General features: G+C 69.0%; 12 protein-coding genes and 2 pseudogenes. 8 read left to right on the plus strand and 6 right to left on the minus strand.

What is annotated here, in order from left to right:
- Positions 1-47: 47 nt before the first annotated feature.
- Both OHS33_RS00250 and OHS33_RS00255 read right to left on the minus strand, forming a co-directional pair.
- Entirely contained in the window at positions 48-917 is an 870-nt protein-coding gene (locus OHS33_RS00250; RefSeq protein ID WP_443065170.1) for a serine hydrolase, read from the minus strand.
- Positions 914-1,879, minus strand: coding sequence for a LysR family transcriptional regulator (locus OHS33_RS00255; protein WP_330328314.1), 966 nt, complete (start codon positions 1,877-1,879; stop codon positions 914-916). Before OHS33_RS00255 ends, OHS33_RS00250 begins: the two co-directional genes overlap by 4 nt.
- A 209-nt stretch (positions 1,880-2,088) precedes the next feature.
- Between OHS33_RS00255 and OHS33_RS00260 the strand changes: the two genes are divergently transcribed.
- The 4 genes and pseudogenes from OHS33_RS00260 to OHS33_RS00270 all read left to right on the plus strand — a co-directional run bounded on the left by OHS33_RS00260 (position 2,089) and on the right by OHS33_RS00270 (position 4,346).
- On the plus strand, positions 2,089-2,358 hold the full coding sequence (locus tag OHS33_RS00260; RefSeq protein WP_330328315.1) for a hypothetical protein: 270 nt from the start codon (positions 2,089-2,091) through the stop codon (positions 2,356-2,358).
- A pseudogene (locus tag OHS33_RS39740) lies at positions 2,303-2,485 on the plus strand (penicillin-binding transpeptidase domain-containing protein); the annotation flags it as partial. The gene OHS33_RS00260 and the pseudogene OHS33_RS39740, both read left to right, overlap by 56 nt.
- 66 nt (positions 2,486-2,551) lie before the next feature.
- Positions 2,552-2,821, plus strand: a pseudogene (locus OHS33_RS39745) (penicillin-binding transpeptidase domain-containing protein); the annotation flags it as partial.
- Between the two features lie 55 nt (positions 2,822-2,876).
- Complete coding sequence (locus OHS33_RS00270; protein ID WP_330328317.1) at positions 2,877-4,346, plus strand: peptidoglycan D,D-transpeptidase FtsI family protein; 1,470 nt, start codon at positions 2,877-2,879, stop codon at positions 4,344-4,346.
- A 146-nt stretch (positions 4,347-4,492) separates the two neighbouring features.
- Here the strand turns inward: OHS33_RS00270 and OHS33_RS00275 are convergent, their stop codons facing one another.
- The 3 genes from OHS33_RS00275 to OHS33_RS00285 form a co-directional block, all read right to left on the minus strand.
- Positions 4,493-5,359 (minus strand): AraC family transcriptional regulator, encoded by an 867-nt coding sequence (locus tag OHS33_RS00275; RefSeq protein ID WP_330328318.1) that lies wholly within the window; start codon positions 5,357-5,359, stop codon positions 4,493-4,495.
- 59 nt (positions 5,360-5,418) lie between these two features.
- Positions 5,419-6,231 carry a phytanoyl-CoA dioxygenase family protein gene (locus OHS33_RS00280; RefSeq protein ID WP_330328319.1) on the minus strand — a complete coding sequence of 271 codons (813 nt, stop codon included), beginning with the start codon at positions 6,229-6,231 and terminating at the stop codon, positions 5,419-5,421.
- 287 nt (positions 6,232-6,518) lie between these two features.
- The gene (locus OHS33_RS00285) at positions 6,519-7,205 is read right to left on the minus strand and encodes a flagellin (protein WP_330328320.1); all 687 of its coding nucleotides are present in this window, start codon (positions 7,203-7,205) and stop codon (positions 6,519-6,521) included.
- 413 nt (positions 7,206-7,618) lie between these two features.
- Between OHS33_RS00285 and OHS33_RS00290 the strand changes: the two genes are divergently transcribed.
- From OHS33_RS00290 to OHS33_RS00300, 3 genes are all read left to right on the plus strand, one after another.
- Positions 7,619-7,996 (plus strand): hypothetical protein, encoded by a 378-nt coding sequence (locus OHS33_RS00290; protein WP_330328321.1) that lies wholly within the window; start codon positions 7,619-7,621, stop codon positions 7,994-7,996.
- Between the two features lie 179 nt (positions 7,997-8,175).
- Positions 8,176-8,352: a hypothetical protein gene (locus tag OHS33_RS00295; protein WP_330328322.1), complete on the plus strand. Its 177-nt coding sequence runs from the start codon at positions 8,176-8,178 to the stop codon at positions 8,350-8,352.
- Positions 8,353-8,782: 430 nt separating this feature from the next.
- Complete coding sequence (locus tag OHS33_RS00300) at positions 8,783-10,204, plus strand: hypothetical protein (RefSeq protein WP_330328323.1); 1,422 nt, start codon at positions 8,783-8,785, stop codon at positions 10,202-10,204.
- Positions 10,205-10,838: 634 nt separating this feature from the next.
- Here the strand turns inward: OHS33_RS00300 and OHS33_RS00305 are convergent.
- Positions 10,839-11,393 carry a CGNR zinc finger domain-containing protein gene (locus OHS33_RS00305; RefSeq protein ID WP_330328324.1) on the minus strand — a complete coding sequence of 185 codons (555 nt, stop codon included), beginning with the start codon at positions 11,391-11,393 and terminating at the stop codon, positions 10,839-10,841.
- A 118-nt stretch (positions 11,394-11,511) separates the two neighbouring features.
- Between OHS33_RS00305 and OHS33_RS00310 the strand changes: the two genes are divergently transcribed.
- Positions 11,512-12,375, plus strand: a complete 864-nt coding sequence (locus OHS33_RS00310; RefSeq protein ID WP_330328325.1) for an NAD(P)-dependent oxidoreductase — start codon at positions 11,512-11,514, stop codon at positions 12,373-12,375.
- Positions 12,376-12,460: the final 85 nt, after the last annotated feature.

The following is a 12,460-nucleotide window of genomic DNA, read 5'->3' on the forward strand; positions in this document are numbered from 1 at the left end:
ACGGAACGGCTCTCCTTTCTCGGCCGAACGCCCCCGCACCCGTTGGCCTATCGGGTGCGGAGGGCGTCGACGGCGATGCGGGCGGTGGTTCCGATGACGGCGTCTACGGCGGGGAGAGTGGCGGCGGGGTTGTCCGCGCGGGTGAAGACGGCGATGGCGTAGCGGCCGCCGTCGGGGTATTCGATGACGCCGACCTCGTTGCGGAGGGTGGGCAGGGTGCCGGTCTTTCCGGCGACGTGGACGTCGTCGAAGGGGAATCCGGAGGCCATGCGGTGGGGCCATACCTGGAGGCCGAGGAGGCGGCGGATCGCGGCGCCGTGTTCGGGTGTGCAGGCTTCGTCGCGCCAGATGGCGCTGAGGAGGCGGGTCATGTCGCGAGGGGTGCTGTGGTTGGTGCGGGCGGGGTCCAGCGCGCGCAGGCGGGCGATGACACGGGGGTCGGTCAGGGCCTGTGCGCCGTCGGGGCCGGCGTCTTCCCGGATGGTGGCGAGGGTCTGGGCGAAGGTGTGCGGGGCGAGGGTACCGGTGAGTCCGAGGCGCCGGGTCGTGGTGTTGACGGCGTCGAGGCCGACGCGTTCCAGAAGGAGTTCGGCGGCGGCGTTGTCGCTGACGGCCGTCATGAGGTAGGCGGCGTCGCGCAGGGAAATCCGGACGGGGTCGAGCATGGCCGCCAGCCCGGTCGGTCCTGGCGTGCGTCCGGCGGAATGACATTCGAGCTGTTCGGTCAGGTCCAGGAGGCCTTGCTCGGCCTGCTGGTGGAGGGTGAGGAGCAGGCAGAGCTTGTGGACGCTGGCGGTTGCGACCGTACGGTCGGCGCCCGCGTTGATCTCGGCGCCGGTGTCGATGTCGGTGGCGTGGAGCCAGCCGGTGGCACCGGCTTCGGCGAAGGCGCTGTGGATGCGCTGGAGGGGGTTCACAGCCAGTACTCCGATGCCGGACGCAGGTGGAGGGGGTGCTGGGGACGGTCGGCGGACACCCCTGTGGTGGTGCGCAGGACGTTGAGGGCGGTGTCGGCGAAGGCGGTGACGGCGCCGCTGTTGCGGTCCTTCGGCCAGGCCGCGGAGAAGCGCCAGGCGAGCGGGGTGCCTGCCAGGGGACGCCAGATGATGCCCGGACCGCCGTCGTCGGCCGTTTGACCCGGGTCGGGTGGAGCGAAGGCGACGGCGTTGACGGAGTGAATCAGGCCTCGGATGAAGCTGTCGCCCTGGCCGTGGCGGACGGTGTCGGGGGTGTACCCGCCGCGGGCACAGGTGGTGAGCAGCTCGTCGTAGAGGGCGGGGGCATCGGCACGGGGGAAGAGGATCAGGTCGTACCCGGTGAGGGCGGACAGCGGCACATCGACGCGTGCGGCCAGGGGCGAGTCCGGTGGCAGGAGCACGCCCAGTTCCCGGCGCAGGACCGGGCCGAGTTCGAGCCCGGTGGTGTCACAGGGGTGATGGATCAGCCCCACGTCGAGTTCGTGGGAGGACATACGGGCGAGTTGTTCGGCGGTGGACAGCTCGTGGAGTTCCACCTCCAGGCCGGGCTGGTGGCGGCGCAGGTCGGCGAGGATCGCGGCGACGGGCTCCCCGGCGATGCCGGAGGGGAGCGCGGCACGCAGGAGGCCGCTGCGGCCGTCCCGGATGCGGGAGGCCACGGCAAGGAACGTGTCGGTACGGGCGAGGAGAGCGCGCGCTTCCTCCAGCAGGAGTGCGCCGCCCTGGGTGAGGGTGACCCGGCGGCTGGTGCGTTCGAAGAGCCGTACGCCGATTTCCTTCTCCAGGCGCTGGATGCGCTGGGAGAGGGGTGGCTGGGCCATGCCCAGCCGGATGGCGGCTCGACCGAAATGTCTCTCCTCTGCAACAGCGACGAAGCACCGCACATGTCCGACTATGTCCATGATCAGGAACGATATCAGAAGCACATCATTGCGGATTTGATTCTGATATTGGACATGGTGCCGGTGCAGGTGCTGATCTCGGGACATGCCCACGCAAACGTGTCACGCCGTCGGTCTTCTCCTCCTTCTGTTCGCCGTCGGCGTGGGCGCCTGCGCCCTGGCGTGCGCACCGGCTCTTGAGCGCCGGCTGGATACGGAAGGACCGTTCGATGCCTGAGCCTCAACACCCTGCCCCCGACCGGCGCCGACGTTGGCGCCTCTTCAGCACTGCCGCCGCGGCGGCCACCGTCGCCGCGGCGGCCACCGTCGCCGCGGCGGCCACCGTCGCCGCGGCCGGAACGTACGCCGCGCAGTGGGGACCGTTCTCGCCGGACGAACCGGTTACCGATCCGGCCGCCGTGGCCCAGGCGCAGGGGGTTCCTGGTGGACTGGGCAGGCGGCCGCGCCGAGAGCGCGGGGGCCCGCACCACCACTCCTGACCAGGCACAGAGCGTTCTGCGGAACTTCACCTCAGGGCTCGGCATCGTCAAGCCGACCCTGACCGTCGGCGCGGCGAGTCCGGCGAAGGACGGCGCCGTCACCGTCGCGTTCTCCGCGAGGATGCCGGTCCCAGGTCTGGGGACGTGGTCCTACGACTCGCGGATACCCGTGCGCCGCCAGGAGGACGGGGCACCCGCCAAGGTCGTCACCCAGCTGCGCGCCCTGATGCGCGCCACGGTCACCGAAGGCACCGCGCGAGGACTGGCCGGCCTGCCCGGGCACGTCGGTGCGAAGACCGGCACCGCCGAGGTCAGCGAGAGCGCTCCGAACAACGGATGGGTCGTCGCCACCCGCGGCAACGTCGCCGTGGCCGTTGTCGTCGAGGGCCGCTTCACCGACGGATCGTCCGCGGTACCCGTCGTGCGCCACCTCCTGGAAGCCGTCCCAGCGGACCCTTCCTGACCGGCACCTGCCCCCCGCCCGCTCACCCGCGGCGCGTCCTTCTCCGAAAGTGAACATGAACAAGACCCTCCGACATGCGGCAGTCTTCTTCGGGGTGCTGTTCTTCGCCCTGCTCGGCCGGGCAGCCTGGATCCAGGCCGTTTCCGCCGAGAGCCTGGCCAAGGACCCGAACAACCGCAGAAACCTGATCGAGGCGTTCGGCCGCCCGCGCGGGGACATCATCGTCGCCGGACGCCCGATCACCGGTTCGATACAGACCCCGGGCTCCGACCTGCTGTACAAGCGCACCTACACCGACGGGCCGATGTACGCGCCGGTCACCGGCTACCTCTCCCAGGCCCAGGGCGCCACCCTGCTGGAAGGCGTCCACCGCGATGTCTTGTCAGGCACGGATCCGCGGCTGCGGAGCAGCGTCCTCAACTCCCTGATCGGCAAGGAAACCGCCGGCGGCAACATCGTCACCACCATCGACCCCGACGCGCAGAAGGCCGCCTACAAAGGGCTCACGGACCTCGGCGCGAAGGGCGCGGTCGTCGCCCTCGACCCCCGCAACGGGAAGATCCTCGCCATGGCCAGCACCCCGTCCTACGACCCGTCCGTCTTCGCCGGGAACTCTCGCAAGGAGGGCGGGGAGTTCACCCGCCTCAATGAGGACAAGGACAAGCCGCTGAGCAACAGGGCGATCCGCGAGGCCTACCCGCCCGGCTCCACCTTCAAGATCCTCACCGCGGCGGCCGCCCTCGAACACGGCACGGTCACCGACATCGGCGCCCCCTCCCACGTCCCCGCCCCCTACCAGCTGCCCGACAGCTCGACGAAGATCGGCAACGTGGTGCCCGACGCCCAGTGCGACAAGGTCTCGATGAAGACCGCCATGCAGTGGTCCTGCAACAACGTCTTCCTGGACGCGGCGCTGAAGACGGGCGGCGACAAGATGCGCGAGACCGCCGAGAAGTTCGGTTTCAACCAGGAACACCTGTTGCCCGTCCGCACCTCCGCCGGCACCTACCCGGAGCGGCTCGACAGGCCGCAGACCGCACTCACCGGCATGGGTCAGGGAAGCCTGACCAGCACACCGATGCAGATGGCCATGGTCGCCGCGGGCATCGCCAACAACGGCACCGTGATGAAACCCCACCTGGTCGAGCAGATCCAGGCACCCGACATGTCCGTAATCGAGAAGGCCGCCCCCGAGGCGCACGGCAGGGCCGTCTCCGAACGCACTGCGAAGAAGGTGCAGGACATGATGGAGCACACCGTGCGCGAGGGCACCGCCGACGGAGCCCAGATCCCCGGTGTGACCGTCGGAGCGAAACCCGGCACGGCCCAACACGGCAGCGACGTGCGCGACGAACGCCCCTACGCCTGGTTCGTCGCCTACGCCAAACACCGCGACGGAACCTCGCCCGTCGCCGTGGCCGTGTTCATCGACCCCAAGGACATGGACATCTCACGCTCCGACATCGGCGGCGGGCGACTCGGCGCGCCCATCGCCAAAGCAGTCATGAACGCCGTACTCACATGACCGCGTCCAGCCGACTTCAGCGGGTGTGTAGGTGAGGTACAAGAAGTGCCGCTGAGATTGATCTTTCCGGAGTCCGACTGGTTCGGTTGGCGCGAAAGGCCAACTGAATGGCGCGCACGTGCCTGCCCGGGGGCCTACCGCTGTGTTCAGCCGTGCTCGGGCTCCACCGGGAGCCACAGTTCGGCGTCAGCCTCGGTCTTGTCCGGTGACAGGTGGATGCGCAGGATCTCAGGGCCGGTGCGGGTGCGGTACGGGTTCGACGGGAACCACTCGGTGAACACGTCCCGCCACAGTTCCTGGATGGCTTGCGGTGCCAGCCCGGACGTGGTGAAGACCGCCCAGGTGCCGGCCGGGACGGCCAACGTGGTCGTGCCCTCCAGAGCGGCCGCGGAGGTGATCACGCCGTGGCGGTAGTCGAGTTCAGTGCCCTCGGCGCGGCTGGGGTCCAGGTCGTCGCAGACCGCGACGATGCCGTGCGGCTCCTGGTCCGACAGTTTCTCCAGGCGCTCCAGGGTCCGCGGGTCGATCCCACGGACAAAGTCCATGATCGCCTGGTTCGGCCCCGCATGCACCAGCGGTACCCGGGTCTTGAGTCCGACGACGTTGAAGGCCGCCTTGCCCACGACGCGGTATCGCATACTGCTGCTCCCTTCGATGATGAGGCGGAAGGCCATCCGGGACTGTGAGTTGAGCGCGGCGCCGGTACGCCGGGCCTCGCCCGGTCCGATGCCGTGCATGGCACGGAACGCCCGCGCGAACGCCTCGCCGGAGCTGTAGCCATAGCGCACCGCGATCACCAGCAGCGTCTCACGTCCCGCGAGTACTTCGGCGCCCGCGAGGGTGAGCCGACGGCGCCGGACGTACTCCGACAGCGGCATGCCCGCGAGCGCCGAGAACATCCGGCGCAGGTGGTACTCCGAAGTGGCCGCGATGCGTGCCAGCTCGGCCACGTCGAGGTCCTGGTCGAGATGGCACTCGATGTGCTCCATGGCCTGGTTCAGCCGCTCCAGCATGCCCGGCCTCCTTCCTCTTCCCTCACGGCCACTTTGCCAGCGATGGCCGTGAGGCGCGTTTACGCTGCGCTGCGGTCGGTGCCGTCCCCGTCCGGACCGGGGGTGTCCTGTCCCAGGCCCCGGCGGATCGCGATCTCCACGGGTGAGTACGCGCCGTCGGCCCGCTCCAGTTCATACGGCGCGGCCGGCAGCAGCGGCGGCTGGGCCATGAAGCGCGGTCGCGCCCCATGGTGCGGCTGCGCCGCGTGCACCAGGAACGGATGGCACAGGAAGACGTCGCCCGGGGACCCGGTGGCAAGGGCGAGTGGCCGGTGGTCGGACGCCGCCACCAGATCGGGCGCGAGGGCCAGCCCGCTCGCGCCGGCCTCCCCGCACTTCTCCAGCACCTTCGGCACGTCGAGGTGCGAGCCGACCCGGATCCGGGTCGGGGCGTCCTCCTCACCGACCTCGCTGAACAGGAACAGCATCAGCAGCGCCCGGCCCTGGGAGCGCAGGTTCGTGAAGTACCAGCTCTCGCCCTCCGGCAGATAGCTCCCCTCGATGTGCCAGCCCGCGTCGTGCGGCTCCTCCTCGTGCGGGAAGCGCAGTGGGAACGTGCCCAGCGAATAGCGCGGCTCCCAGCGTCCCGCACCGACCAGCAGGTCGTATGCATGATGCAGCGAAGGGGAGTTCGGTGCGGCGGCGAACGGCCCCTGCGCCATGCCGCCCACCCAGTGCACGGGCTGCGTCCACGTCGAAGGGTCGTCCGGGTCGTAGCCCGTCTCCCGCCACAGCAGCCGCGCGCAGTCCGCGGCCACGCGCGGCGCGACAGCGCCCTCCAACTTCACGAAACCGTCGCGCAGGAAACGGGATACCAAGGTCGTGTCATCCATGCCCCCATCGTGCGGCGACACCGGCCCCGATCACCCGACACTCCCCGCACCGCCTTTGTCGGGTGATCACCGGAGCACGGTCAGGCGGCGCACCGCCCAGCCGATCATGATCAATCTCAGCGGCACTCCCTGGACCGCAACTATTCGCACCCGTTCACCCTGAAGGGCCGAGATCAGTAACGAGAGGATCAAGCCCAGGGCCGGCGGTCGGCGGTCGGCGGTCGGCGAGCTCAGGTTCGGGAGGCCGTTCCAGTGCTGGCCCTTCGTCGTCCTGCTCCGCGGGCTGGTCAGCGCAGGAGTTGGACCACGCCCTGAGGGAGTTGGTTGGACTGGGCGAGCATGGCCTGGGATGCCTGGGTCAGGATGTTGTTCTTCGTGAACTCCACCATCTCTCCGGCGATGTCGGTGTCCCGGGTCTGGGAGTCGGAGGCGGTCAGGTTCTCGACGGCGTAGTCGCTGCTGCGGATCGCGGACTGCAGGCGGTTGGAGAACGCTCCGAGGTTGGACCGTTGGTCGGTTACGGCTTGGATCGCGACGTCGATCTTCGCGATGGAGGAGTTGGCGTCGATCGCCGTCATGACGTTCACCGGGCCGGAGCGCGCCTGGGGGGCCTGTGCCCCGGTGGTGGTGATCTCGTTGGTGTAGAGGTAGTCGATGGCGGCGGCGAAGACGGCGATCGCGCCTTCGTTGTCGGCGTCCTCCAGTTCCTGGGTCGGCGGCGGGGTGCTGAGGTCGATGAGCTGGGGGATGGCGGAGGCCAGTTGCACGGCGGCGTCCTGCTGGCTTGTGCCCGCCTGCGTGGCGAGGGCTTGGAGTCGGTCGGGGTCGATGTGGGCCAGCAGTACGTCGGCGGTCAAGGGCTCGTTGGGCCCGTTGCCCACCCACGAGGCCACCAGCTCCAAGGTGACAGGGGCATCGGCCAGCGAAGCCAGAATGTCGGCCAGGGCCGGCAGGCCGTCCGTCGTCTCGCTCAAGATCGCCTCTTTCGGGGGTAGGTGACTACGGAGCACGGAACGAGTGCTCCGCGGAGCACATCCTCGACCCGTGCCCAGTGATCGCGCGGAGGCTTTGATGAAGCTCGGACAAGCCGGTGGCCCACCAGGAATAATGGCGCACCCACCCGGTACCGGTGGCGAGCAGACGACCCCGGTTCCGGCCTTGGACTGCTGTGGGCTTCAGTACACCCAAGCCCGCACCGCTGGTGTCCGGGCACCCGCATTCGGGCCACCGGGGGGGCAGATCAGCTGATACAACGCCGGAGCCCGGCCTCCCGGAGCCAGGTGGCCTGGGATTTTTGATGGCTCGGCGTCTCAACCGATCTGGTCGTTCCAGGTCACATGCCTGTTCATGGACCAGATCAATTGAGACGGGACATTTTGATCAAGACGTGAGCGCGGTCTTCGCCCAGCCGTTCCTGCTGTCCACCACGGTCGACGAGCGACGGCGCCGCCACGTACCGGACTTCCTCGCGCTCAGGAAGGCCGGTGTTCCGCTGGTCGTCGACGTCAAGCCCCGGCACCTGCTGACCCGGCCGAAGGTGACCTTCGCGCTGGGCTGGGCCCGCGAGGTGGTCTTCTCCCGTGGCTGGGGCTTCGAGGTGTGGTGCGAGCCGCCGGAAGCGGAACTGGCGGACGCGTGCTCCGGTCAATCCAACAAGGCTTCTGGGCGGAGGGCGACGGCGGCGACCCTGTCGTCGATTCCGACGATGCCGAGAGCACTGCTGCCAAGTACCAGCCACTCATGGAGATGCCGGTCGAGGCGATGAGGATGAACGCGGACGTGCTCTGGGGGGTGCCGCGGGTCTAATCGGGCGTGCCGACTACACGCTACCCCCACCTACCGTGGACGACGCCCAGCGTCGACCCGATGCGCCAAGACACCTGCACGCGCCGCATCTGCTGCGGATGGAAGCACCCGGACTCGCGCACAGTGTTAGGAATGATCATGAAGGAAACTCGGTACACCGAGTTCCAGCAGGCCGCTTTCACGGCAGGCATGTCCTCCGGAGACCTTCTGGCCACGCTCATCACCCGACACCTGCGCGACCGCCGCACGCCGGCAACCGACACCCCGCACCACCAGGCTTCACCCGGCCTGACCATCCCCACGCAACGCACCTGAAACGCGCGGGCAGGGGCCTGTCCGGAAGCGCGTGGGGGCCGGTGATGGTGAGTCCGTGTCAGTGGGTGAGGTCCCGCCGTTCCGTGAAGTGCAGGTGGATCCAGTACGTCACGGACGGCATCTCGATGACTCCGGACCCCCGCGGCAGTCTGCGGCCGGTACCCCGTGCGACAGCCGCGCGGCCCCTGCGCCACTCCCGCCCCAAGACCGACCGGCCGGTGGAACGCGTGCCGCAGGCGAGCGGCCGGTGTTGGCCGAGCTGCTCGGCGACCGGGGCAACACCGGCATACATGAAGCTTCAACCACCGCGGTCGGCTGGCGAGTTGGCCTGATGTCAAGATGACTGCCGCCGCGCGCGAATGGCATGATCGACCTTCACGTTACTTATCAGTAGCGCCTCTCTCCCACCATTTTCGAAGGTCACACCTACGTGCACACGCTCGCCAGACGCCTCCTGCTGCCCGGCCTCACCGCACTGACGCTCGCCGCCACCGGCTGCTCCTCCCCTGGACACACGGGCGCGGCCGCGCCGGGAAGCCCCGAAACCACCGCGTCCACGGCCGACGGAACGCAGCAGCTCGACGTGGCCGCTGCGCCGCAGGGGTCGTCCGCTCCCACGGCCATCGCCCGTACCCGGACCGGCCAGGGCCCCGAGAAGTCCCAACTCACGGTCGCCTCCTACGACAAGGCGAGCGGGCGGGCCGTCATATCCAACGGCCCGCCCGGCCATTCCCCCTCGTCCGCACCTTCCACCAGGTCCTCGCCCTCGTCCTCCCCCTCCCCCTCCCCCGACAAGCCCGTCGCGGTGGGCGACGTCATCGCCAGCGCACCGGCGCCCGGGGCCCCCGACGGCCTCCTCGCGAAGGTCACGGAGGTCGTCGGCAAGACCGGCCGCGGCACCGAGGTGAAGACCGCCCCGACCACACTGGCCGCCGCCCTCAACGACGACAAGGCCGAAGGCAAGGTGCCGGTCGACCCGGCCTCGGTCACCGTCGAGCCGCTGATGAAGGGCGTCACCTTCTCCTGGGCCAAGAGCCAGGGCGTGCGCTTCGGTCCCAAGGGAGCGGCTCTCCCCCTCGGGAACCTGCGGCTCGATGTGGACGCCGCGGTGGACACCGCCAAGGACGCCCCCGCGTCGGCCGGCGCCTCCGTGTCCGGCTTCGTCCAGCTCGCCCCCGAGGTCGAGTTCTCCTACGACGGCAGCCCGGGCGGCGGCCACGGCCCCCACTCCGCCTTCCTCGGCATGAGCGGTGACTGGTCCTCACGGTGGGAGCTCAAGGGCCGCGCCGCCGCGAGCACCGGCGCGCCCAAGCGGATCCCGTTCGCCAAGCTGCACAGCGACCCCGTCGTCCAGGTGGGCCCGGTGCCCGTCGTCGTTAACCTCAACTTGACCTGTTACATCCAGGTGGAGGCGGACGGCCGCGTCACCCTCGATGTCCAGCAGGACGTCAAGGGCGACTTCCGTGTCGGCGGCAGCTACGCGGTGGGCAAGGGCTGGACACCTGTCAGTACCTCGTCCGTGCACAGTACGCCGGTGAAGGCGAGCGTGACCGCCGCCGGCAGCGTCAAGAGCGCACTCGGCGCCGAAGCCTCCGTCGGTCTGTACGGGGCGGTCGGCGTCACCGCGGACTTCGCCCCCTACCTGCGCGGCGAGGGAGACGTGAAGGCGAGCGCGTCCACCGACGGCAAGACCTCGGTGAACGGCTCCTGGGCGTTGTACGGCGGCTTCGGCCTCAGCGGACAACTGCACCTGGAACTGTCGCTGTTCGGCACGCCGGTCCTGGAACGCCGCATCCCGCTGGGCACTCTCAACCGCGAATGGCCCCTCACGAACGGCCGCACCGGGCAGTAAGCCGGACAACTCGCCCTCGGGACCCCCGGCCATACGGCCGGACCGTTGACGGCTCCGGCCCGCACATGTGCTGCATGCGGGCCGGAGCCACCGCGCGAAACCACCCCCAACGGGCTACGAAACCAGAGCACCGCGACAGGACTGCTCAGGGCAGGCCGGCCCGTCCGGGCCTGCCCCTACGAGAGGACCCCAGTGGACGACGCCCTGTGCCAGTACTGCACGGCGATGATGCGTTGGGTGTCTGCCCCAACTGGCGGTCACCCGACGGCAGCAGCATCCGCGCGAGTGAATGCGAGGTAGCTGCACGGGCGTTGGCAGTGCCCGACGCCGGCCAGGCGCCGGGCACCTTCGGGCCAAACCCCGTCACTCCCAGACCGACTACCGCGTGGCCAGGGGCCCAGGACGAATTCGATCAGGAACACGCGGGCCGCCCGGCGCGATGCTCATCCCTCCTGGGCTCCGGCGCTGCGGGCAGCGAGGCAGCCGGCCCAGCTCTCACTTGCCAGGAGCGTGGGTCAGTATCGGGCGACTCACGAGGCAGGTGTGATCGCCGATAACCGGACGGTTGTCCTATCCAGTCCTGCGCGCGGGTGGCCGGTGGTCGGGCTTGCCTGGCTTGATTGCGGCTGTTGGGTCAGGACTCGGCGATTCGCATCTTCTTGACCCTGTTGCCGCAGGTGTTCATGGAACACCACCGGCGATTGGCTCCACGGCTGGTGTCGAGGAAGAGCCCCGCACATCCGGGACCTTCGCAGTTCTTGATGCGGCTGCGGTCGGGACCTCCGAGGATGTGGATGGCATCCATGGCCAGGACCCCGAGGGCATCACCGACAGGCGTGATCTCGGTCAGGTGCCATCCCGCGAGGCCGCGTTCAAGCGCCGGCTTCGCGTGCCCGGCGGCCGCGGCCGTGTTGAGGATGCGGACAGCCTTCGAATCAGGCTGTTCACCTGCGGCGATCGCCGACCCGATTCGATAGATCGCCTCGCGCAGCTCGACGGCGTTCTTCAGATCGGCCGGCGAAGCGTCCGTGACCTCGAGCCCAGTTGCCCGCAGCCACGCTTTCAGTCGTGTGGGATCGGTCAGCCGCTCTCGCGGCGCCATGCCGGCTCGATCGCTGACGGTGGCAGTGAACCGGAACGCCAGGACCTCGTTGTCCATCCGGAAGACACGGTGTACCTCCTCGGCCATTCCAACCTCCACAGTCGGCGACGATACCTCCGCGAACCTTCTTAGCCGGTTCCACATGATGGTAACCCTAGGGCATCATTGAACCGTCTTAGAAGGTTCAAGAGAGAAGGTTCTTCGTATGGGCGAAATCGCGGTCATCGGTCTTGGAGCGATGGGGAAACCCATCGCACGTAACCTCTTGAAGGCCGGGCACGACGTCGTGGTGTGGAACCGCTCCGACGGGCCTGCGGACGAACTCGTCGCAGCCGGTGCTCGCCGATCCGCGTCGGTCGCAGAGGCCATGCAGTCGCCGGTGGTCTTCTCGGTCCTGGCCGACGACCGGGCCGTCGCCGAGACGTTCATCGACTCCGGTGTTCTCGCCCAGACCCCGCGCGGAACTGTTCACGTCAACCTCGCGACGGTGAGCGCCAGGCTGGCCCACCAGGCCGGCGCAGCGCACGCCGAGCATGGTGTCGGGTACGTCGCGGCACCAGTCTTCGGCCGTGTTCCGGTCGCCGAAGCCGGAGCACTCAACATCCTTGCGGCGGGTGAGCAGGGGCTGATCGACCGCGTGCAGCCGCTCTTCGACGTGATCGGCTCGCGAACCTGGCGACTTGGCGATCGTCCGGAGCAGGCCAACATCGTGAAGATCCTCGGGAACTACCTGATCGCCTGCGCGATCCAGTCGCTGGGCGAGGCGATCAGTCTCGCGGAAGGCGCCGGTGTCGACTCCGGGCAGTTCGTCGAATTGCTGACCTCAACACTCTTCCCGGGAGCCGTCTACACCGGCTACGGGTCGGCGATCGCCGAACGGCGCTACCAGCCGGCCGGGTTCACCACAGTCTTGGGCCGCAAGGACCTCCACCTCGCGCTCGACGCGGCGAACGACCACGACATGACGCTCCCGACCGGTGAACTGCTAAGGGCCGTCTTCGATCAGGCCATCGCCGACGGCCGCGGGGCGGACGACTGGGCGGTCATCGTGGAACAGCAACCGCGATGACCACCGAAGACCTGTGATCCCACATGGGAAGATCTTGGTACGCCTGTTGGGGAAGGTCTGTTCGAGGTGGAGCCGGCAGCCGTGG

It is taken from the genome of Streptomyces sp. NBC_00536, assembly GCF_036346295.1.
Lineage (GTDB): Bacteria > Actinomycetota > Actinomycetes > Streptomycetales > Streptomycetaceae > Streptomyces.

Excerpts from the sequence above, each read along its gene's own strand:
- OHS33_RS00310 (WP_330328325.1), top strand. The coding sequence starts at position 11,512 with ATGGGCGAAATCGCGGTCATCGGTCTTGGAGCGATGGGGAAACCCATC.
- OHS33_RS00255 (WP_330328314.1), bottom strand. The coding sequence starts at position 1,879 with ATGGACATAGTCGGACATGTGCGGTGCTTCGTCGCTGTTGCAGAGGAG.
- OHS33_RS00280 (WP_330328319.1), bottom strand. The coding sequence starts at position 6,231 with ATGGATGACACGACCTTGGTATCCCGTTTCCTGCGCGACGGTTTCGTG.
- OHS33_RS00305 (WP_330328324.1), bottom strand. The coding sequence starts at position 11,393 with ATGGCCGAGGAGGTACACCGTGTCTTCCGGATGGACAACGAGGTCCTG.
- OHS33_RS00270 (WP_330328317.1), top strand. The coding sequence starts at position 2,877 with ATGAACAAGACCCTCCGACATGCGGCAGTCTTCTTCGGGGTGCTGTTC.
- OHS33_RS00295 (WP_330328322.1), top strand. The coding sequence starts at position 8,176 with ATGAAGGAAACTCGGTACACCGAGTTCCAGCAGGCCGCTTTCACGGCA.
- OHS33_RS00260 (WP_330328315.1), top strand. The coding sequence starts at position 2,089 with ATGCCTGAGCCTCAACACCCTGCCCCCGACCGGCGCCGACGTTGGCGC.
- OHS33_RS00275 (WP_330328318.1), bottom strand. The coding sequence starts at position 5,359 with ATGCTGGAGCGGCTGAACCAGGCCATGGAGCACATCGAGTGCCATCTC.